Origin of the sequence: Rummeliibacillus sp. NPDC094406, from assembly GCF_044763875.1 — a bacterium.
Lineage (GTDB): Bacteria > Bacillota > Bacilli > Bacillales_A > Planococcaceae > Rummeliibacillus.
Map to the genome: position 1 here is coordinate 247,616 of NZ_JBIWGZ010000004.1, position 19,773 is coordinate 267,388.

The following is a 19,773-nucleotide window of genomic DNA, read 5'->3' on the forward strand; positions in this document are numbered from 1 at the left end:
AGTTTCGTGATGCAAAGTAGCAATACGAGGGGAGGGCTAAATGTGGGGATTTTATCAGGTTTGAAAATTTTAGATTTCTCAACCCTATTGCCAGGTCCATTTGCGACGATGATGCTGGCAGATATGGGAGCTGATGTACTGAAAGTGGAATCACCAAATCGTGTAGATCTTACGAAAGTCTTGCACCCGATGGATGGCGATGTGTCAGCAGCTTTTGGACATCTTAACCGCTCGAAACGATCTTTAGCATTGGATTTGAAGAATGATGAAGCAAAGGAAGTCATTTATAAATTAGTTCAGGATTACGACATTGTCGTTGAGCAGTTTCGACCAGATGTCATGGATCGATTGGGTATTGGCTATGAAAAGCTGAAACAGATTAATCCCAGAATTATCTTTTGCTCGATTACGGGTTTTGGTCAAACTGGGCCACTTCGAAACAGAGCAGGTCATGATATTAATTATTTGTCATTAGCAGGTGCAACAAGCTATTCCTTTAGAAAAGATCAAGTCCCTGTTCCTTCTGGGATTCAGGTTGCAGATCTTGCAGGGGGTTCACTTCCAGCAGTGGTTGGCATATTAGCAGCCGTCTATCACCGAGAACAAACAAGTGAAGGTCAATATATCGATTTAAGTATAACCGATACCGTTTTTGCATTAAATGCTATGTATGGATCCGGCTATTTGGTTGGTGAAATTGAACCTGAAGCTGAATCATCATTATTAAATGGTGGAGGGTTCTACGATTATTACGAGACAAAAGATCACCGCTATTTTTCGGTGGGCAGTTTGGAACCACAATTTCAGGTAAAGCTTTGTGAATTAATTGGAGATCGTAGGTTACTTGATTTGTGTAGTAGTGAAAGTTTAAAGGATCAGCAAGCATTCAAAAAGATTCTAACAATTGCTTTCAAAGAAAAAACATTTGATGAATGGTTAGCGATTCTCGGAGATGATTTTGACGGCTGTGTTGAGCCAGTTTTGAAATTCTCTGAATCAGTTCAACATCCTCAAATTGAGGCAAGGGATTTAGTTGTTACAGTTCCTAAACTAGCTGGTGGTACACAAAAACAAATTGCATTTCCAATCAGGTTTTCGACTCAACCAGCAGAGTACCTTTTCACGGGTGTACAAACAGGAACCCATTCGGTAGAAATTTTAAAAGATGCAGGCTTTGATACCGAAGCAATCAAAAGGTTAGCAGAACAAGGGATTTTGGGTAAGCAATCTAAATTAGAGGAGTTGTTGGAAAATGAATCTACAAGATAAGGTAGCAGTAGTAACAGGAGGGGCTTCAGGTTTAGGGTTAGCGACAGTAACAAGTTTATTAGAGAAAGGCGCAAAGGTATTTATTTTTGATGTAAATGAAGAGAAGGCAAGGGAAGCAGTCGAACAATTTGGTGAAAATGTTCAGTACGCATTGGTCAATGTAGCTGATGATGAATCAGTACAAAATGGGATCAACCAAGTAATTGAAGCTTTTGGAGCGATTCATGTTTGTGTAAACTGTGCAGGTGTTGGTACATCAGGAAAAACCATTGGTAGAAAAGGTGTATTACCTTTAGAAGATTTCAATAAAGTCATAGGAATAAACTTAATTGGTACATTTAATGTGTTAAGATTAGCAGCTAATGAAATGAAAAATAACCAACCACTTACCGACTCTGGAGAAAGAGGCGTAATCGTAAATACGGCTTCTGTAGCTGCTTTTGATGGACAAATGGGGCAGGCAGCATACGGTGCAAGTAAAGCTTGCGTAGCAGGGATGACATTACCAGTTTCCCGTGATTTATCTCAGTTTGGCATTCGTGTGAATACCATCGCACCCGGATTATTTATGACACCAATGGCAGATACATTATCCGAAAAGGTGATTCAGAAATTATCAGAAAGTGTGGAGTTCCCGAAACGGCTAGGACGACCTCACGAATATGCGGAGCTTGCTACTTTTATCATGGAGCATGAATATTTGAATGGAGAGGTTATTCGTTTAGACGGTGGCATCCGAATGTCACCACGATAAAAGGAAACTGTGATTTGGTGATGTGTTGTAAAATGATCAAACATAATTCGAAAAAATAGGAGGGTATTTATGGAAAGTCAAGCAAATGTAATTGGAGTAAGCATGGTTAAGTTTGAGAAACCGGGGAGAAATGAACCCTATGAAATTATGGCATCAAAAGCTATTCGAGGAGCACTCGCTGATGCAGGAATAGACTTACAAGAAGTCAACCAAGCTTATGCGAGCTATGTGTACGGAGATAGCACCTGCGGCCAATCAGCACTATACCTAGTTGGGATGACAGGCATTCCTATCATTAATGTAAATAATAATTGTTCATCGGGTTCAACTGCTCTTTACATGGCACGCCAAGCAGTAGAATCAGGTGCAGCTGATTGTGTGCTTGCATTTGGCTTTGAAGAGATGAAACCGGGTGTTATAGGTGATAATTGGACAGATCGGACATCGCCATTCCAATGGCTTAACAACAGTTTTGAGGAATTAAACCCTGATTTACCAGATGGACCGATTGCGTTAAAAGTATTTGGAGCTGCAGGTTTAGAGTACCTAAAAAAATATGATGCGAAAGCGGATATCTTTGGCAAGGTGGCTTTAAAATCAAGAAAGCATGCCGTTAACAATCCCTATTCTTTATTTACACAAGAACTACAACTCGCTGAGGTCCTGGATTCGCCAATTGTTTATCCAGGACTCACAAAATTTATGGCTTGTCCACCAACATGTGGAGCAGCAGCTGTCATTGTTTGTAGTGATCGTTTTGCAAAAAAACATAATATCCATAAATCAGTGAAAATTGTAGCTCAATCCATGACAACCGATAAGCCGGATAGCATTGAAGATAATCTCCATTTAGTCGGCGCAGGCATGACAGCACGGGCAGCGAAGGAGGTTTATGAAAAATCAGGAGTTAGTCCAGAAGAAGTGGATGTAATCGAACTACATGACTGTTTTACACCAAATGAAGTTATCACCTATGAAGCATTGGGACTTTGTGGTGAAGGAGAAGCATCAAAATTAATTACTGATGGGGACAATACGTACGGAGGAAAATATGTCATCAATCCTTCGGGTGGCTTAATGTCAAAAGGCCATCCTCTAGGTGCAACCGGCTTAGCACAATGTACAGAGTTAGTTTGGCATTTGCGTGGAGATGCGGGAGATCGACAAGTAGAAGATGCAAGACTTGCATTGCAACATAATTTAGGTCTTGGCGGAGCATGTGTCGTAACTTTATATGAAAAAGGGTAGATGGAATTTCAATTTCAGATGGTAGGTGTTGGTTTGTAATAAAGTTTAATCAAAAGCAAGCTACAAAAATTGATTTTTCAACAGAAGAAACCCAAACATTTTGAAAAAAGTTTGGTCAAAATGCTTGGGTTGTTTGTTGCTAGTGAATAATTTTTTATAAAAAATTTAATCTTTTTCTACCAGTGTTTGCTCAACAATCGCGCCTATTTGTAGAATAAAATGACAAGATAACGGAAATGAGCCACTTTATTTAAAGTAAAGTTCTTTCTGCATTAAAGTGAATAAAAATCAATTTAAGGAAATAAAAATAATAAAGAAGTAAATGAAAAAGAGAAAGAAGGAACCGAGAATTTCCAAGGAAGGTTGTGGTGAAGATCAAGGTTAGGAATTTTTATTATCTGATTGCAGGCGTCCTCGCGATGCTGTTTGCCTTCACGCACGCATGGAACGGTCAATCCGCTGTGCTACCGACGCTCAACATTGAGGCGATATCCGTGGATACCCGGACAGTATTCACGTATGTCTGGCACATCATCACGGCGGAAAATCTGGTCTTCGGCATCGCTTTCATTTTCATGTCATTTCAAACTGAGCAATCAAAGTACCGGTTTGCCGCATGGTTGATCGCGGCGATCCTGATCGTCCGACTAATGGTTATTCTTGGTGTAACGGCATTGCTTGACGTATCGGGGCTTACGGATACGCTTATAGATTCGATTGCCATCGTAATCTATGTCGCCCTCATCTTACTGGGCACAAGAATGAAGAAAAAGCAGTACGATGGTCAGCAACCAGAGTAACAGAGACGTAAGAGTTGTCTTCTAACTCTGTAAGAGGGTAAACCCCATGCCCATCAAGCCAGATCCAAAGGGACAAAACATCGCGACTTTATTCAAAACATCGTGTCTTTTTTATAAACACCGTGACGTTATTTAAAAGCGACAATGGGTCATTAAAAGAAACATATAGTTGCAAATTATTTAATAGACTTCAATATAGCAAAAGAGCTCTTGAAAAGGTTATCCTCTCATAGTATGGCAAGTATCCTTTTTTGCAATTTGTAAAAGTAAAGATAAAGCTATAGCATTTGCGAATAAATTAAAAGATATTTGAAAAGCCTAGCCTATTAATAGAAAAGTCTCATTTGATTCTTCTCAAATGAGGCTTTTTCTTGTATCTATTTGTGCACGTTGTCTCTTTAGACGATCATTTTCACTTATTTTAAGCGTTATTTGTATGCATATATAATTACTCAACCGAGGTTAAAAGACAATATATAAGAAGAAATCGACTTGTAGATTGTTGCAAGTCAATTTTTTTAAGAAAAATTGTCGTGTATATATGACAAAAGTAAATTATATGTTACAATTCAAATGGTGGTAAATTTTTACATTTATAGAAATCCTATTGCGAAACGGAAACAAAGTGACATCGAACTTTTGTTTTATGGAAGGTGGCCTTAGGTTGAAAGATGTTCAAGTAAAGAACAATGTTAAAGTCAGAAGAATTGAAATTGGAAGTTTAACACAAGGGGATTTAGCTAAGCTTGTTGGTGTCACGAGACAAACAATGAACTTAATCGAAGCGCAAAAATATAATCCAACGATTAAGGTGTGTTTATTAATTGCTGCTGCATTAGATACATCAATTGAAAAACTATTTTGGATGGAGGAGGAAGTATGACTAAGTTATTTACATATATACCCATTCTTTTCTTTTTTATCGTGCTGGTGTTTCTTGATAATTCTTTAATAAAGTGGGTGCTTCTCGGAGGTATAGTATGTTTAATTGTATTTGCTAAATATAAGCGAAGTAATATACAAAAAGAAGAAGTAGAATTCGATGATCGAGTGAATGCCAACATTTCAAAGTGGTCATTGCGTTGTATGTTTTTGTTAAATGCTTTATTGATAATTATTTTATTTATTGATAATCAAGGAATTTTAAAGATGGAATTCGATGTGGATATGATTTTATTGTATCTGTTGTCAACTCTTTTTATTCCTTTCTATATTGTACCTGCAATTATCAAACACTATTAGGAGGTTGGTTTAGATGGAAATGAATTTAGTATTAATAGGTTTAGTCTTTCTAGTATTGGGTTATTTAGTAGGTGTTAAAAAACAAACGTGGCTATTAGCAGGATATAACGAAAAAAGAGTAAAAGATAAATTCAAATTAGCACGTTTAGTAGGTAGTACAATGGCGATTCTCGGCATTTTGCTATTAATTTGCGGCTTAATCGGTATCAAACAGACTGAATATTTAATTATGTTTACGGTGGCTATTTTATTAATGGAAGTTGTTTATGTTAATGCAAAGATGGTTGAATAACCAGAACTATTCGTGAAATAGAGCAACATCTATTAATAAGCTGATAATGAAAGCAAGTAAAGTAACTATAATCAATCCAAAAGAATCCAAAAGATTCAAACCGTTATTTGCAAGAATAAAATAAATTATTACTATATATTTATTCGATAAGATGGTTATTTTTTTATAGACTTTATTATCTTTAAATTCATTTGGTATCGAACCTTTGAAATCTGATAGTACAAAATTAGGGCGTTTATTCATCGTTGTGAATAAACGCCCGATTTTTATGAATATCTCTTTATGCAGCAAGAGTATCTACTTTTTCCTTCTCTTTAGCAACTAGATGATTAGTTGCTAAGCTTACTATAATCGCTACGCAAAAGTTAATAATTACTGCGATCATACCAGTACTGATGTCATTAAGTACATGCGGGATGTTCGGGAAGAAGTCGATTAGTTTATGAGATGTTATGGCACCATATAGGACGACCGAGACACCTGCGAATATCCCCGCCATAGCACCGATTTTATTCAGAATACGGTTTTTATAGAAACTAAATAGTAGTGCTGGAACGAGTTGTGTGATTAGGCTGTATGACATAATATTTAAGATTGCCAGTGCATTTCCTCCAGTAATCGTGAAGATGAAAGCTACAGCGATAATTGCAAAAACGAAGACTTTTGAAACAAGCAATTGTTGGCGATCTGTTGCCTTTGGTTTCACGAGTTTGTAAAATCCAGTCATTAATCCAATGGAAGCGGACATTAACATGACAGATGCTGGTACTAATGCAGTCAGCAAGCCTGCAGCTCCGACAACACCTACAATCCATGGATCAAATGTTTGAATCGTTAATCGAAGCAAAGATAGATCACCTTCAGCTCCTTGTAATCCTGGAATCTCGATGATGGCAGCAAATCCAATGAAAAATGCGAATAGAAGTAACAGTGTATACAAAGGTAGGGTAATCGCATTTTTCTTTAATGACTTGGCGCTTTTAGCTGACAAAACCACTGAGAAGGAGTTTGGTAATAAGTAGAATCCAAATGCATTTAAAACTATTGTTGAGACAAACCAAGAAATACTCAATCCTGAGTTAGATAGGGTTAAGCTTTCAGGTTTTACTTTTTCGACGGCTTCAAAAAGAGGTTGTACGCCGCCAAAGTAATGGAATGGAATATAAATTCCTAAAAATACGATGACTCCTAAAATCATGATATCTTTTAACACTGCAGTCCATGCAGAGCCGTGGATACCCGAAATGGTGACATAGATTGTAATGATAATGGCACCGATTGTACTTGCCATAATGGAGCTAATGCCCCCATATGACGCCTCCGAAACAATAATGCCTAATCCCTTTAACTGTATAACGATATACGGGATTAATGCGATAGCACCCAAAAATGAAACAACTAATCCTAAGATCGGGCTTTTATATTTAGAAGCAAAGTATTCTGGCTGAGAAATAATATTATTATTTTTCGCATAGGTCCAAATCTTCGGTGCAATCCAATAAGATAAAACGTATGCTAAACAAATATACGCAGGTACGTAAAAAGAAGCTGCCCCATTTGAATAGGCCCAACCACTACCGCCGAGGAATGTAAAAGTAGTATAAACCTCGCCTGCAATTAAAAGGAAAATGAATAATGTACCAAATCCCTTATTTCCAACTGCAAATTCTTCGACATTCATTTTCTTACCATGTGTCGCTCTAATACCAAGGAAAAGGGCAATCGCTGCAAACGCAAAGATAATAATTAAAGCAATATTCATTATTCATCGCCTCCTTGGTTTTCAGGGTCTAGTTTATATACAATTGCTAACAGGAGTGACGATAAAATCATCCATAAAATAATCCAGAAAAGGAGAAATGGTAAACCGACTACATAAGGCTCTATTTTATTTGCAAAGGGCAAAAAGAGGCACATTCCGATAAACGGAATAAATAATAATAGTTTAATGTTCTTCATAATATCCCCCTCTGAATTTGGCATTAATTTATCCCGCATAAACTGGCAGTAAGCCCCCAACTTTAAGACTTAAGTAAATTAAAAGGATGAGTGGGGGAGCAACTACCCGTAAAAGCATTCGTTCAACAAAAAACAATGGTATTGAGTTTCAATTGATTGGAGCTTTAATTGTATAAATCTCTTTTCTACGTACACGATCTTTATATGTTGTAGCAGCACCATTTTTACGATTTTCATAAAGATCTTCAATAGACAGCTCTGCCGTAACGACTGTAGTTGAGGTACTTGTCGCCTCTGCAATCACGCCATTTGTTGTCCATGGTAAGTCAGCCGGCCCCATAATGGCAGTTGTCCCAAAACCGTTATGAATCGGTCCGGATAATTCACCAATCGTAGGGCAGTGAACAACGTAGAGTTGGTTTTCAATACTTCGGGCATGAGCGCAATGGCGGACTCTCCAGAAACCATATTCAGTGAAAGTATAGGAAGGGCAGAAGATAATGTCGGCCCCTTTTTGACTATAGATATGTGCAATTTCTGGGATTTCCATTTCATAACAAATGGCAACGCCAAATTTTACAGGACCGATGTTAAATACTTCTAAGTCATCACCCTCAATAGTATCCCAAGCAGATTCAGCCGGGAAAATATGCGTCTTCCGGTGCTTAAATATGTTGCCTTCACCATCAAAGATATAGGCTGTATTGTAATAACCTTGATCAGTGGGCTCAAGTGTAGAACCTGCGATAATAATTTGTTTTCTCTTTTGTGAAAGCTCATTAAAAAACTGAATATAATCTTTTAAAAATACACCCAGTTTCTTATTATCTTTTTCTGTAAATTGTTCGTAATCCTTAAATGTTGTGAGTAAAGACATCGTAAATAACTCTGGTAACAGTACATAATCACTTGAAAGTGGAACATCGTCAAATGCTCGTAAAACTTGGTCTTTAAAGGTAGAGAAGGTATCTACTTTTTGCAATTCAAATTGACAGCATGAGACTTTTATTGACATTGGAGTCCTCCATTCTCGTAATTGGAATATGTCACTTTACTAAATATTCGTTTTCGAACGTTCGAATAGAACCTCGCCATCAAGAATGGTCAATTCAACTTGAATATCTTTCAATTCTTGTGGTTGCGTTTTCAAAATGCTACGGTCAAGTACAATGACATCTGCTAATTTCCCAGGCTCTAAACTACCTTTAATATCCTCGTCAAAGCTTGCATATGCACCATTATAGGTATACAGACGAATTGCCTCGAGTACGTCAATGTTTTGTTTGCCACCAAAAGGTATTCCATTTGCAGTGACACGATTAACTGCCTCATGAATTCCGATGAACGGATTATAGGTTGTAACAGGTGAGTCTGAACCAGCAGCAGCAATAATACCTTGATCGATAAAGTCACGTGCAGGGTACATATAGTCCGTACGTTCGCCGTAGTTCGTTAAGTAACTTTCACCAAATTCATAGGGGAATGGTGGATTTGGTATTGGAATCATTTTTAACTCTTTCATACGTTGCTGTAAATCAGGGCTTGAAATACCAGCATGTTCGATACGATGACGATGATTTTCGCGAGGATTTTCTTTTAGAGCACGTTCGACAACATTCAAATACATCTCAATCGCCTTGTCACCTTGAGCATGTACGGTAATTTGATAGCCTAATTCGTGTGCTCTGCCAAGAACTTCATAAATTTCTTCCTCTGTGTAATAGAGAATTCCATGATTTTCAGGATTGCTTGTATAACCTTCACGAGTAGCAATGGTTGGGCCTGTACTACTACCATCTGTAAACATTTTAGCCGGACCCACTTTAAAGAATTCGTTCCCAGTTCCAGTTACTACGCCAGATTCCATCATATTTAATGTGAACTGCGTACAGTCATCTAAACTAGCGATCACTGCATAGACTCGAATTTTTAATTTGCCTTTTTGGGAGGCTTGTTGTAGAGAACGGAAACTTTCTTTTGAAAATGTTCCAGCTTCGTGAACACTTGTAATTCCAACTTCTAAGAAATGTTGTTGGGCAATTTGAATCGCTTGATGGATCTCTTCATTTGTGTAAGCAGATTGTTCATTCAATTGCATATAAGCGTTTTCAATTATGCGTCCAGTTAATTTACCTTGAGCATCTTTTTCAATAACACCTCCTTGTGGATTTGAAGTTGTTTCATCAATATCAGCAAGGTTTAAGGCAACTGAATTGACTATGCCAATATGGCCGCAAGTTCGTGTAATATTAATTGGATGGTCTGTTGAAATGGCATCCAATTCTTCAAGAGTAGGATATCGTTTTTCTTTCACGGTATTTTCATTAAAACCCCATGCACGAATCCATTGTCCTTTTGGTGTATTAGCAGCTCTTTCTTTTAATGCAGTCAAAATCGCATCGATTGACTCCATACCAGGTTCTTTACAGCTGATGTTGAGTTGAAAAGCACCATACATAACCAAATGTAAATGAGCATCAATAATCCCAGGGAGCAGTGATTTTCCTTCCAAATCAATTACTTGAGTAGAATCGTCAATAAAACCCTTAATCTCATCATTTGAACCAACTGCTAGTATTTTATTATCAGAAATTGCTAGAGCCTCTTGGATAGAGTCTTGTTCATCTACAGTAATTACTTCACCATTCAAAAAAACAATGCTTGCTTTCATAAATATCCCCCTTGTTATTTAGTTTGAATATTCAGAAAACCACAAGTGTGGTAGTCTATTCGTTAATATTACTAAAAATAGATTACCTAATATATTTACAAAAGGTAATAAAATCTTATGATTTTTAGACAAAAGGTTAAAAGGAATGTATATGGGGAATGTTCAGGGGAGAATAGCGGTTTTTAAATACGAACATTTCAACGTATTGAATTTTCAATATTCAGATTTGGATATTCCGCTCCAGATGGCGCTTTCCGCGGGCGAGCGTTGAGCCTCCTCGGAAGCCCGTACCGTGCTTCACTGCGGGGTCTCACCTGTCTCACTTTCCCGCAGGAGTCGCCATCTTCCGCTTCATAGACAATGTTCTAATAGATAGGGTATATAACAATGGCCCATTTAATGTTCGTGTTTATTATCAAATCTTTGAATTATGAAATTGATCCATATAAGAACAAATAGAAAGAGCGTGTTTTGATATAGATGGATCAAAACATGCTCTTTTATTTAATATGGATTGTACCTAATAAGGCCCTTTGTAGTGTTTTAACAACTAATTCGAAATACAAAATAAATGTTTCAAACTCTCTGCAGCTAATTTATCTTTTCCTTCTGTAATTAACTTTAAAGCTGAAGCAAATTCTGCTTGTTCATCATTCATTTCTAAGTCAGTAAAATGAAACGTCTCCAATTCTTCTATGAGTTCCAATTGATTTACCCCCTAATGCATAATTTAATATTCTGACAATTGTTTTACCAAAAAAAGGATAGCCATTGCTATCCTTTGAATTTTTCTTATTTGTTTGCACGTTTTTTATTCATATAAAAGGTGACGAAAGCTACAACAATTAAAACGGGAATTGCATAAATTTGTCCAACAAGTAATTTCCAACTGACGGTATCATAACCTTCAGATGCAGGAGCTAAGATGGCAATTATACAAATAATCAAATAGGCCAATAATGGTGGTATTATTGTTTTCAATAGGTTCAGCGCCTTTCTTTGTACTTTTCAACAACTATTGAATCGTCCTTTATCTTTTATTTTATTAGAAAACTTTAAGATTGTAACTAAAAATTACTATATGGAATTCTTCATGCGATAATTAGAGAAGTAAGCTATAATGAGAAAGCATAAAAATGATACAGTATGGGGAGTCATATGAAATATGGGCATTCTAAAATTAGAAAATATCGTATTAATGCTAGAAGATGCAAAAGAAACATTGAAACAACTACAAGCTTCACAAGAGATTGATCCAAAAACAGCCGAATTAATTCAACTCACTCAAGAACAAATTGAAGAGCTTGAAGAGATGAAAAAAGAATTAAGCGAGTAATTTACCTCTATGGAAAAAGTAGCTTTGCACAAATTGATTGTGTGGGGCTATTTTTTTTGTATTGTTTAAGAATTTTATAATAAAGTTTGAAGGTAATCATAATAAAATTGTAGGGGATATAGAATTAAACAAGGTGAACCTTATTATTAGTAAAGGCGGTTTTGGGCTTTGTCAAATGCACAGTCTAACCAGGTTTAGAACATAACGAGTCTCTTCAAATTAAAAACAAAAGATTAGATTTGTTTCACCAATTTTATAGAAATACCATAATCAACATAGCTATAAATAGCTATGTTTTTTTATTTTCCTTATAGAATCCTTATAATTGTCATTTATTCTAAACTCACAATATAGGAGGAGGACGTTTAGAATGAATGAGATGATTTTAGAAACAAAAAATCTTTGCAAAACATTTCGAAAGCAAAGGGTGGTACAAGATATTTCACTTTCTGTGCCTAAAAATTCGATTTATGGATTATTAGGTGCTAATGGAGCGGGGAAATCGACTACTTTGAAAATGATAACGGGCATGCTTACGCCTACTTCTGGTGAAATTTATTTTGATGGTCATAAATGGACACGGCACGATTTACATTCTATCGGTGCTTTGATTGAGTCCCCTCCGCTTTATGAAAATTTAACAGCAAGAGAAAATTTGCAGGTTCGCACGACTGCTTTAGGTTTGCCTAAATCAAGGATTGATGAGGTATTGCATGTTGTGGAGCTAGAGAATACAGGTAAGAAAAAGGCAGGGAAATTTTCTATGGGAATGAAGCAGCGATTGGGAATTTCCATTGCATTGCTTAATCATCCAAAGCTTTTAATATTAGACGAACCAATGAATGGACTGGATCCTTTTGGAATACAGGAATTAAGAGAATTGATCCTTTCTTTCCCTAGTAAAGGAATGACTGTCATTTTATCCAGTCACATTTTAAGCGAAGTAAGCCAGGTTGCAGATCATGTTGGGATTATATCGAACGGTGTATTGGGGTATCAGGGAGAACTGAATAAGAATACAGATTTGGAGAGCTTATTTGTACAAGTGGCTGGGAAATATAGAAGGGAGGCATAAGAAATGATTCCATATCTTGCATCCGAAAAAATCAAAATCAGACATACTTTTCTAAATAAACTTATATGTCTAGCCCCATTGGTTACAATGCTGCTTGCGTTTTTATTATCGAAGGATTATTTTCAATTATCTAGTTACAACTGGTGGTATATTTTCATTCTTCCAGGAATGCTTTCTTTAAGTTGTGTACTTCTTACGGAGAGGGATAAAAAAATGAATAACCGGGCCATTTTATCTTTACCCGTTTCATTAAAACAAGTATGGATTTCTAAAGTATTACTGATTTTAGGAATCTTGATCTGTTCCTGTATGATTTTTTTCTGTGGAACACAGTTATCTAGTTTACTATTAAATAAAGAGTATTTCCGAATCATTCCTATGATGAATGCATTATTAGGAAGTATTCTTTTGATCTTTACTTTTATGTGGCAAATTCCTATATGCTTGTTTTTAGGTAACAAAATAGGTGTATTTCCGACGGTTCTATTGAATATAGCAGCAAATGGAATATTTGGGGTTCTATTTGCAACAGAAAGTATTTGGATGATTAGTCCATATGCATATCCAAGCAGACTCATGATTCCTATATTAAAAATACTACCGAATGGTTTGTATGCAGAACCAGGAAGTGTAACGTTTACTCCAGAACTCCTTTCCTATCATGTAATACTGCCAGGAGTGGTGATTACTGTAGTGCTGTTCCTTTTCTTCACTTATGCGACGGCAAAATGGTTTGAAAAGCAGGAGGCAAATTAAAATGGGAGTTCTGTCGAGGGTATTAAGAGCTGATTTTCTAAAAATGAAACACACGGTTTTTTTCTGGATACATGTAGCGATGCCAATAATCGGGATTGTTCTTTTTTTAAGTTATTATTCCTTTTCAAAATTGGATTCTATTAATAAGGTTTCAGGCTATATACAAGTATTATCGATAACTTTTCCGTTGCTAATTAGTGTTGTGTGTTCTTCTGTTGTGGAACAGGAAGCTTTGGCAGGGAATTTTAAAGAACTTTTATCAACAGAAAACGGAAGGTATAGAGCATTTATTAGTAAAGTATGCTTGCTTTTAATATGCGGGCTTTGTTCTACTATATTAGCAGTCTTTGGATTTGAGGCAGGTTTTCATTTTCTGCTAGGGCAGAATGAACTTCCACTATCTTTCTATTTTGAGACTTCCTTAATCCTTTTTGGATGTCAAATCTTCATGTATATATTTCATCTGTTCCTAAACTTTCGCTTTAGTAAAGGTGCTTCCATTGGGATTGGAATTACAGAAAGCTTGCTAGCTGCTTTAATGCTTACAGGGCTGGGGGATGTGATTTGGAAATACATTCCATGCGGATGGAGCGTGAGATTGTGTGAGAGTTTTTTTGTATACAGATTGAAGCCTGATTCTTTTCCTGATCTACAATTAGATACCGAAATGGGAGTAGCGATTTGTATTTGCTTCACGATCATTATAATTGCTTTTTCGCTTATATGGTTTTCCTATTATGAAGGACGTCAAGAAATATAAACACATTTTGTAAAGGCAACATTATAATGGAATCAAGAGGAGGGATCCTGTATGGCAAGAATATTAGCAATTGATGATGAAGAAGGCATCCTATATATCATAAAAAGCGCTTTAGAGAAAGAAGGGCATGAGGTAATTGCCGTTCATAATCCCCTTACTATTTCAAAGGATAAATTTTGTCATTATGATTTAATTCTATTAGATGTGATGATGCCTGAAATAGATGGATTTACACTATGTAAGGAGATCCGGAAATTGGTAGATAGTCCCATTCTGTTTCTAACTGCCAAAACAATGGAAAAGGATCTTATCACAGGTCTTAGCCTTGGCGGAGATGATTATATTACAAAACCTTTTGGAATTGGAGAACTGCGTGCAAGAGTGTCAGCACATTTAAGACGTGAACATAGAGAAAAGCAAAATGCATTTTTACTGTCAGGTCTTGAATTTAAACTATCGTGTAAAGAAATATGGTATGACGATACAGTTATCGCATTTACAAAAAGCGAGTACGCAATTTGTGAGTACTTAGCTTTGAATCATGGTCAAGTATTTTCAAGAGAAAAGATTTACGAAAATGTATTTGGATATGATGGAGAAAGTGATAATCAAGTTATTGTGGAACATATAAAAAATATCCGTCATAAATTATCTAAATATGACATGAATCCAATAGAAACAGTATGGGGAATCGGATATAAATGGAAAAAGTAAAAAAGCAAGTAAATCTTCGCAAAATTTTTATACGGTATATTTTCGCATTTTCAATAGGTACGATTGCTTTAGTTGCTTTTTTACTTATCCTGTTTCAAATTGGAATTAACACAGAGATAATACTTCCCGCAAATTATTATGAGAAACAGATTGAATCGCAAAGAAACGCCATAGTAAGAGCTGAACAGGGCGATGATCTCATTCTAAAACAATATAAATATGTTATGTATGACTTTTCAGGAAAAATCATTCAAGGGAATATTAATAAAAATTATGCGGGCCAAATATGGGATAACATACAGAACAATGAAATAGGAGATGGGAAATACCACTATGCAATTATGAAGCGAAATAAAGACATTTGTGTTGTTGTATATACTTTGCATGCTAATTATAAAAATCCTTTTTTGCAGAAGTATTTACCTAACCCGGAAGTTTGTTTGCTTGTCCTTTTTATCCTATTATTTGTTGCAGAGGTGTTATTTTTATCTCGTTATTTTGGCAAATCATTGTCAAAGGAAATGCAAATTTTGAAAAAGGTAACTGATAAAATTCAAATGGAAGATTTAGATTTTCCAGTAGAGCAATCTAAAATAATAGAAGTGAATGAAATATTAAATTCTTTAGTAAAAATGAAAGATGAATTGAACGATTCCTTACGTAAACAGTGGGATATGGAAACGAATAGAAGAGAACAGATTGCTGCTTTAGCACACGACATCAAAACGCCATTAACTATACTGAGAGGGAATGCCGAGCTACTAAATGAATTAATGCTGGATTCGAATCAGGGGAAATATAATGAGTATATTTTGAAAAGTGTTGATGAAATGGAAATGTATATGAAATCTTTGCTTGATATTACAAAATGTGAGGAAGGTATTGCACTTCAATTTAAGCAAATAGACCTCCAAAACTTTATTCATAATATTATGGAGGAAAGTGCAATTTGTGCCTTGGACAAACAGTTAAATCTGATCAAAATGGTTAAGGGCATACCGAATTTTATTTATGCTGATGAAGCTACTTTGAAAAGAGCGATTATGAATGTAATCATGAATGCAATTGAATATTCTCCAGTAAATGGTGACTTGATTTTTTCAATTGAAACTATTGATGGTAAAGTTCGATTTATTGTCGAGGATTCAGGAAGAGGATTTACAAAAGAAGAAATGAATTCAGCTACAGAGCAGTTTTATAGAGGAGATAGGAGTAGAAATTCAAAAAATCATCATGGAATCGGTCTATATATTGCCAAAAACTTTGTAAAGCAACATGGTGGTAATATTTTCTTAAGTAATTCAGAAAAGCTGTTTGGTGCAAAAGTTGTTTTGGAGATATCGATCTGATGGAGAAAATGCACAAGACTTTGTTTTCGTACACTCCTTGTAAATAGAATATACTTTATATTTGTCGTATTAATTAGTGTGATTCAATATATGGTGGACCATTTTTGGTTAAACTTTCGTTAGTTCAAGAACTGATAAGAACTAATAATACGTTGTTATAGCAACGTTTTAATGGAATATCGTACACGTCCGTAAACTAGCAAAAAGTAGGTGCAAGAAATAATCTTGCACCTACTTTTTTTATGGTGTCACAATTTCCTTAACTTCTGCACCCACATGTACGGGTGGTTTACGATCTTTCCATGGAGCAGATTCTTCTAATTGTTTCCCAAGCTGTAGAAGGGTTAACTCATCTGCGAAGCGTCCTGTAAATTGCAGCCCGATTGGTAAGCCAGACGCACTCATCGCAAGTGGCAATGATAACGATGGTTGACCTGTTGCGTTAAACAAATTGGTAAACGGCGCGTATGTGAAAATCTGCTCTGTCCATTCAATCGCCGAGATATTTGGATTATCCGCATTTAGCTCACCGATTTTCGCTGGTAATGTGCCGATTGTTGGGCTTAAAAGCACATCGTAATCTTCAAAGAATGTCGCTACTTGACGTGATACAAGTGCATTTGTATTAATGGCTTCTAAAAGTGCGCTAGCTTTTAAGTCTTTGCCATATTCATAGCATTGCCAAATGGCTGCTTCAATTTTATCGCGTGAAGGTGTTTTACCTGTTAATTCTGCTGCCCCTGCAATCATTTTATAAATATTCGCTGTCCAAATATTTACCGTTGCGCGTGAAAATGGTGCTTCGTCGTAACCTGGTCGAGCTTCGACTACTTCATGCCCTAACTCTTCTAATAATTTTACGGCCTTATGTACGGCCTCGATACATTCCGGATCAACGAATGCACCAGAATTTGTTTCTGTAGTCCAGGCGATTTTCAGTGGTCGTACTTTTTGCTGAATTGCTTTACTGTAAGGCATTTCCGGGCTTTGAATAATCGAGTAGCATCCTAAGTCTGGCCCAGCTACTTGGTCCAGTAATGTAGCGGTATCACGAATAGTTTTTGTCAGCGCAAATTCAATTGCTAGTCCATTTAATGCCTCACTATTATAAGGTCCCATTGGCACGCGACCACGTGAAGGCTTTAAGCCGACGACACCACTGCATGATGCAGGAATACGAATGGATCCGCCTCCATCATTACCATGCGCGATTGGAACGATACCACTTGCGACAGAAGCGGCTGCACCGCCACTTGAACCACCAGGGCTATGGTCTAGATTCCATGGGTTACGTGTTGGACCATAAATGACAGCTTCCGTTGCGGCATTATAGCCGAACTCTGGTGTTGTGGTTGTACCGCTTAATACTAAACCAGCATTTTTAAAACGTTTCATTAATTCACTATCGACAGACATTACCGCATTTTCTGCAACACGACTGCCCATACTATGTGGCACACCTTCCGCATGGAGTACAAGTTCTTTAATTACAAATGGTACACCTGCAAATGGTTGATTATCATTTAAAGTTGGAATTGCTTTTTCAGCCTGTTCCTCTAACACGCTGACAACGGCATTAATCGAAGGGTTGACCTTTTCAATACCTTGTAGCGCTAATTTTGTAAGTTCTTGTGGTGTCACTTGCTTTGTTTTTACTAACTCCGCTAATCCAAGACCATCATATGATGCATATTCTTGTAAATTCATTTGATCACCTCATAATAGTTTTGACTTACAAATTCATATTAAATTGAGATGAAAAAAATTGATATTACCCAAAAGGATAATTTGTTTTGAACGAGAATATGAATTTAATAGAAATAAGGAGGAATTAGTATTGTATGAGCATAAAGAGGTGGGGGATTTATTAGAAGCAACGTTTAGGATTTCGAATATGAATATGCAACAAACAAGTGAAGACTTTAAATTGAATATGCTACAAGTATTGAGTGAATGTTTTCAATTTGAGCATATGATTTTTTGGGAAGTCGCAGATGGGGAGTTAAATGAACAGCCTGTCTGTTTCAATGTAGAGACATATACGGTACAAAATTATCTACATGAATATAAATATTATGATCCTTTGCACCCAGTGAATATGGAAAATCAGCCCGATATTCAATTAATGCAACGAAATGAAGTAATATCGATGAAGAAGAAACGGTATTATGTTGAGCGCTTTTTACAATTAAATGATTTTATAGATGAAATGGGTATGTATCTGTACAATCAGCAAAAGCCAATAGCGGCTATTGGCTTTTTGCGAAAAGAAGGGGAAATACCATTTACAGAGCAGGATAGTCAAAAGTTATCGCATGTAAAGCGGATGATTGAAAATGTTTATTTATTACATCAATATGTTCAGCCAGGCGAGTCAATGCAAATTACACAACGAGAAAAAGAGCTGTTAATGTATTTATGTAAGGGATTTAAAAACGCAGAAATTGCCAGTTATTTATATGTCAGTGAAAATACTGTAAAGAAGCATTTGCAAAATTTGTATCGAAAATTTCAAGTAACTTCCCGAACGCAGCTTGCATTAAAATATGCAGAAAGCTTTCGAGCATAAAAATAAGATGTTGGCAATCGATAAAAACCGAGTGCTATTTTAACCCGAACAATCCCACCTTCTTGATCTATCAGACTTTTCGCGTCCCATGTTAGAAAAACTTATTCAAAGGGGAAGGTTGGCAGGCTATGCTATCTTTTATCTTTGGAGGTCATTATATGACCAAAGATTATAAATTAGATTATGAATCCTTAGCTGTTTTCTTAAGCTTTATCATATACCGCACATAGACCAATTATGGTGAACTGTATCTTAAGTATATGAAATTTTGGTATTTGTTAATCTGTTTCTAATAGTTTTTAGATTTAGGGAAGTTATAATATAAATGATTAAAATAAGCTGTATAGGAAGTTTGAAATTTAATGACTTCTATACAGCCTATTTTTAATCTTTATACAATGTGCCACAAAAATTGATAGTGTATGCCATAAATTTGTACTGGGCATAAACGGTCAAGATGCATAGAAAGAGCTATTAGTTAACTTTTTATAGCTAGGCCACTGAAAGAAATGGGGCCAACAATGTTTGCTTGTGTGTTGGGTGTAATATTCTCAACGGTAAGTTGATAGAAGTTAGCGCCAGCTATTAAATTGGAATCAATGGCTTGGAATGTAAAGGCGTAGTTTTGCTCTGAACCAATTGATTCTACTCCATTTTGAGTATTAAAGATTTCTTTCCCATTACGGAAGATTCTAAATACAATTTGGGAAATATTAGTAATCCCTGACACGCCCACGGTTGAAACTAGCTCAACGTTATTATTTCTTGTTGCAGTGGCTGGGATTGTTATTTGAATCGAAGCTAAAAGAGCTTTAAATGGAGCTTGTGGAATTGTAAAAGCATTTCCTGGATTAAAACTGCTTAGGGGTTCAGAAGCTTGGTAATCAAGAACTTGCACCATTTTATCACCTCCTTTTGTATGATCCTTATAAGATATGTTTTTTATCAGAGCTTGGTTGTGTTGTTATCCAAGCTTTGT

Annotated in this window: 22 protein-coding genes; 14 read left to right on the plus strand and 8 right to left on the minus strand. The window is 36.2% G+C overall.

What is annotated here, in order from left to right:
* The first annotated feature begins 42 nt into the window (after positions 1-42).
* The 7 genes from ACIQ4I_RS12895 (at position 43) to ACIQ4I_RS12925 (ending at position 5,605) form a co-directional block, all read left to right on the plus strand.
* A complete protein-coding gene (locus ACIQ4I_RS12895) occupies positions 43-1,269 on the plus strand; it encodes a CaiB/BaiF CoA transferase family protein (RefSeq protein WP_403096429.1) in 1,227 nt (408 codons plus the stop codon).
* Positions 1,253-2,023, plus strand: coding sequence for an SDR family NAD(P)-dependent oxidoreductase (locus ACIQ4I_RS12900; protein WP_403096431.1), 771 nt, complete (start codon positions 1,253-1,255; stop codon positions 2,021-2,023). The genes ACIQ4I_RS12895 and ACIQ4I_RS12900 overlap by 17 nt, the downstream gene beginning before the upstream one ends.
* Before the next feature lie 69 nt (positions 2,024-2,092).
* Positions 2,093-3,271, plus strand: coding sequence for a lipid-transfer protein (locus ACIQ4I_RS12905; RefSeq protein ID WP_403096432.1), 1,179 nt, complete (start codon positions 2,093-2,095; stop codon positions 3,269-3,271).
* Positions 3,272-3,636: 365 nt separating this feature from the next.
* Positions 3,637-4,071 carry a hypothetical protein gene (locus ACIQ4I_RS12910; RefSeq protein ID WP_403096433.1) on the plus strand — a complete coding sequence of 145 codons (435 nt, stop codon included), beginning with the start codon at positions 3,637-3,639 and terminating at the stop codon, positions 4,069-4,071.
* A gap of 664 nt (positions 4,072-4,735) precedes the next feature.
* Positions 4,736-4,954 carry a helix-turn-helix transcriptional regulator gene (locus ACIQ4I_RS12915; RefSeq protein WP_403096434.1) on the plus strand — a complete coding sequence of 73 codons (219 nt, stop codon included), beginning with the start codon at positions 4,736-4,738 and terminating at the stop codon, positions 4,952-4,954.
* Positions 4,951-5,313: a hypothetical protein gene (locus tag ACIQ4I_RS12920; RefSeq protein WP_403096435.1), complete on the plus strand. Its 363-nt coding sequence runs from the start codon at positions 4,951-4,953 to the stop codon at positions 5,311-5,313. Before ACIQ4I_RS12915 ends, ACIQ4I_RS12920 begins: the two co-directional genes overlap by 4 nt.
* A gap of 13 nt (positions 5,314-5,326) precedes the next feature.
* Positions 5,327-5,605, plus strand: coding sequence for a DUF3784 domain-containing protein (locus ACIQ4I_RS12925; protein ID WP_403096436.1), 279 nt, complete (start codon positions 5,327-5,329; stop codon positions 5,603-5,605).
* 280 nt (positions 5,606-5,885) lie between these two features.
* On the opposite strand, the gene ACIQ4I_RS12930 is transcribed toward ACIQ4I_RS12925, so the two are convergent.
* The 6 genes from ACIQ4I_RS12930 to ACIQ4I_RS12955 form a co-directional block, all read right to left on the minus strand.
* Positions 5,886-7,367, minus strand: a complete 1,482-nt coding sequence (locus ACIQ4I_RS12930) for a sodium:solute symporter family protein (RefSeq protein ID WP_403096438.1) — start codon at positions 7,365-7,367, stop codon at positions 5,886-5,888.
* Positions 7,367-7,564 carry a DUF3311 domain-containing protein gene (locus tag ACIQ4I_RS12935; protein ID WP_397538048.1) on the minus strand — a complete coding sequence of 66 codons (198 nt, stop codon included), beginning with the start codon at positions 7,562-7,564 and terminating at the stop codon, positions 7,367-7,369. The genes ACIQ4I_RS12930 and ACIQ4I_RS12935 overlap by 1 nt, the downstream gene beginning before the upstream one ends.
* Positions 7,565-7,712: 148 nt before the next feature.
* Complete coding sequence (locus tag ACIQ4I_RS12940) at positions 7,713-8,579, minus strand: nitrilase-related carbon-nitrogen hydrolase (RefSeq protein WP_403096440.1); 867 nt, start codon at positions 8,577-8,579, stop codon at positions 7,713-7,715.
* Positions 8,580-8,618: 39 nt separating this feature from the next.
* A complete protein-coding gene (locus tag ACIQ4I_RS12945) occupies positions 8,619-10,235 on the minus strand; it encodes an amidohydrolase (protein ID WP_403096441.1) in 1,617 nt (538 codons plus the stop codon).
* Positions 10,236-10,785: 550 nt separating this feature from the next.
* On the minus strand, positions 10,786-10,941 hold the full coding sequence (locus ACIQ4I_RS12950; RefSeq protein WP_403096442.1) for a hypothetical protein: 156 nt from the start codon (positions 10,939-10,941) through the stop codon (positions 10,786-10,788).
* Positions 10,942-11,027: 86 nt separating this feature from the next.
* On the minus strand, positions 11,028-11,216 hold the full coding sequence (locus tag ACIQ4I_RS12955; RefSeq protein ID WP_403096443.1) for a DUF4017 family protein: 189 nt from the start codon (positions 11,214-11,216) through the stop codon (positions 11,028-11,030).
* Between the two features lie 184 nt (positions 11,217-11,400).
* Between ACIQ4I_RS12955 and ACIQ4I_RS12960 the strand changes: the two genes are divergently transcribed.
* The 6 genes from ACIQ4I_RS12960 (at position 11,401) to ACIQ4I_RS12985 (ending at position 16,225) form a co-directional block, all read left to right on the plus strand.
* Positions 11,401-11,571, plus strand: coding sequence for a hypothetical protein (locus tag ACIQ4I_RS12960; protein WP_403096445.1), 171 nt, complete (start codon positions 11,401-11,403; stop codon positions 11,569-11,571).
* Between the two features lie 370 nt (positions 11,572-11,941).
* Positions 11,942-12,646, plus strand: a complete 705-nt coding sequence (locus ACIQ4I_RS12965) for a lantibiotic protection ABC transporter ATP-binding protein (protein ID WP_403096446.1) — start codon at positions 11,942-11,944, stop codon at positions 12,644-12,646.
* Positions 12,647-12,649: 3 nt separating this feature from the next.
* On the plus strand, positions 12,650-13,402 hold the full coding sequence (locus tag ACIQ4I_RS12970; protein ID WP_403096447.1) for a lantibiotic immunity ABC transporter MutE/EpiE family permease subunit: 753 nt from the start codon (positions 12,650-12,652) through the stop codon (positions 13,400-13,402).
* 1 nt (position 13,403) lies between these two features.
* Positions 13,404-14,162: a lantibiotic immunity ABC transporter MutG family permease subunit gene (locus ACIQ4I_RS12975; RefSeq protein WP_403096449.1), complete on the plus strand. Its 759-nt coding sequence runs from the start codon at positions 13,404-13,406 to the stop codon at positions 14,160-14,162.
* 51 nt (positions 14,163-14,213) lie between these two features.
* Positions 14,214-14,876, plus strand: a complete 663-nt coding sequence (locus ACIQ4I_RS12980; RefSeq protein WP_403096450.1) for a response regulator transcription factor — start codon at positions 14,214-14,216, stop codon at positions 14,874-14,876.
* Positions 14,864-16,225, plus strand: coding sequence for a sensor histidine kinase (locus ACIQ4I_RS12985; RefSeq protein ID WP_403096451.1), 1,362 nt, complete (start codon positions 14,864-14,866; stop codon positions 16,223-16,225). The genes ACIQ4I_RS12980 and ACIQ4I_RS12985 overlap by 13 nt, the downstream gene beginning before the upstream one ends.
* Before the next feature lie 240 nt (positions 16,226-16,465).
* Here the strand turns inward: ACIQ4I_RS12985 and ACIQ4I_RS12990 are convergent, their stop codons facing one another.
* Positions 16,466-17,932, minus strand: coding sequence for an amidase (locus ACIQ4I_RS12990; protein ID WP_403096452.1), 1,467 nt, complete (start codon positions 17,930-17,932; stop codon positions 16,466-16,468).
* A gap of 130 nt (positions 17,933-18,062) precedes the next feature.
* Here ACIQ4I_RS12990 and ACIQ4I_RS12995 point away from each other — a divergent pair, with 130 nt between their 5' ends.
* On the plus strand, positions 18,063-18,794 hold the full coding sequence (locus ACIQ4I_RS12995; RefSeq protein WP_403096453.1) for a response regulator transcription factor: 732 nt from the start codon (positions 18,063-18,065) through the stop codon (positions 18,792-18,794).
* 478 nt (positions 18,795-19,272) lie between these two features.
* On the opposite strand, the gene ACIQ4I_RS13000 is transcribed toward ACIQ4I_RS12995, so the two are convergent.
* Entirely contained in the window at positions 19,273-19,695 is a 423-nt protein-coding gene (locus ACIQ4I_RS13000; RefSeq protein WP_403096454.1) for an exosporium protein C, read from the minus strand.
* Positions 19,696-19,773: the final 78 nt, after the last annotated feature.

What these genes read in the sequence shown, in the direction of transcription:
- ACIQ4I_RS12940 (WP_403096440.1), bottom strand. Translation starts at nt 8,579, where the DNA reads ATGTCAATAAAAGTCTCATGCTGTCAATTTGAATTGCAAAAAGTAGAT.
- ACIQ4I_RS12980 (WP_403096450.1), top strand. Translation starts at nt 14,214, where the DNA reads ATGGCAAGAATATTAGCAATTGATGATGAAGAAGGCATCCTATATATC.
- ACIQ4I_RS12975 (WP_403096449.1), top strand. Translation starts at nt 13,404, where the DNA reads ATGGGAGTTCTGTCGAGGGTATTAAGAGCTGATTTTCTAAAAATGAAA.
- ACIQ4I_RS12960 (WP_403096445.1), top strand. Translation starts at nt 11,401, where the DNA reads ATGGGCATTCTAAAATTAGAAAATATCGTATTAATGCTAGAAGATGCA.
- ACIQ4I_RS12925 (WP_403096436.1), top strand. Translation starts at nt 5,327, where the DNA reads ATGGAAATGAATTTAGTATTAATAGGTTTAGTCTTTCTAGTATTGGGT.
- ACIQ4I_RS12990 (WP_403096452.1), bottom strand. Translation starts at nt 17,932, where the DNA reads ATGAATTTACAAGAATATGCATCATATGATGGTCTTGGATTAGCGGAG.
- ACIQ4I_RS12935 (WP_397538048.1), bottom strand. Translation starts at nt 7,564, where the DNA reads ATGAAGAACATTAAACTATTATTATTTATTCCGTTTATCGGAATGTGC.
- ACIQ4I_RS12900 (WP_403096431.1), top strand. Translation starts at nt 1,253, where the DNA reads ATGAATCTACAAGATAAGGTAGCAGTAGTAACAGGAGGGGCTTCAGGT.
- ACIQ4I_RS12970 (WP_403096447.1), top strand. Translation starts at nt 12,650, where the DNA reads ATGATTCCATATCTTGCATCCGAAAAAATCAAAATCAGACATACTTTT.
- ACIQ4I_RS12930 (WP_403096438.1), bottom strand. Translation starts at nt 7,367, where the DNA reads ATGAATATTGCTTTAATTATTATCTTTGCGTTTGCAGCGATTGCCCTT.
- ACIQ4I_RS12965 (WP_403096446.1), top strand. Translation starts at nt 11,942, where the DNA reads ATGAATGAGATGATTTTAGAAACAAAAAATCTTTGCAAAACATTTCGA.
- ACIQ4I_RS12985 (WP_403096451.1), top strand. Translation starts at nt 14,864, where the DNA reads ATGGAAAAAGTAAAAAAGCAAGTAAATCTTCGCAAAATTTTTATACGG.
- ACIQ4I_RS12920 (WP_403096435.1), top strand. Translation starts at nt 4,951, where the DNA reads ATGACTAAGTTATTTACATATATACCCATTCTTTTCTTTTTTATCGTG.
- ACIQ4I_RS12905 (WP_403096432.1), top strand. Translation starts at nt 2,093, where the DNA reads ATGGAAAGTCAAGCAAATGTAATTGGAGTAAGCATGGTTAAGTTTGAG.
- ACIQ4I_RS12945 (WP_403096441.1), bottom strand. Translation starts at nt 10,235, where the DNA reads ATGAAAGCAAGCATTGTTTTTTTGAATGGTGAAGTAATTACTGTAGAT.
- ACIQ4I_RS13000 (WP_403096454.1), bottom strand. Translation starts at nt 19,695, where the DNA reads ATGGTGCAAGTTCTTGATTACCAAGCTTCTGAACCCCTAAGCAGTTTT.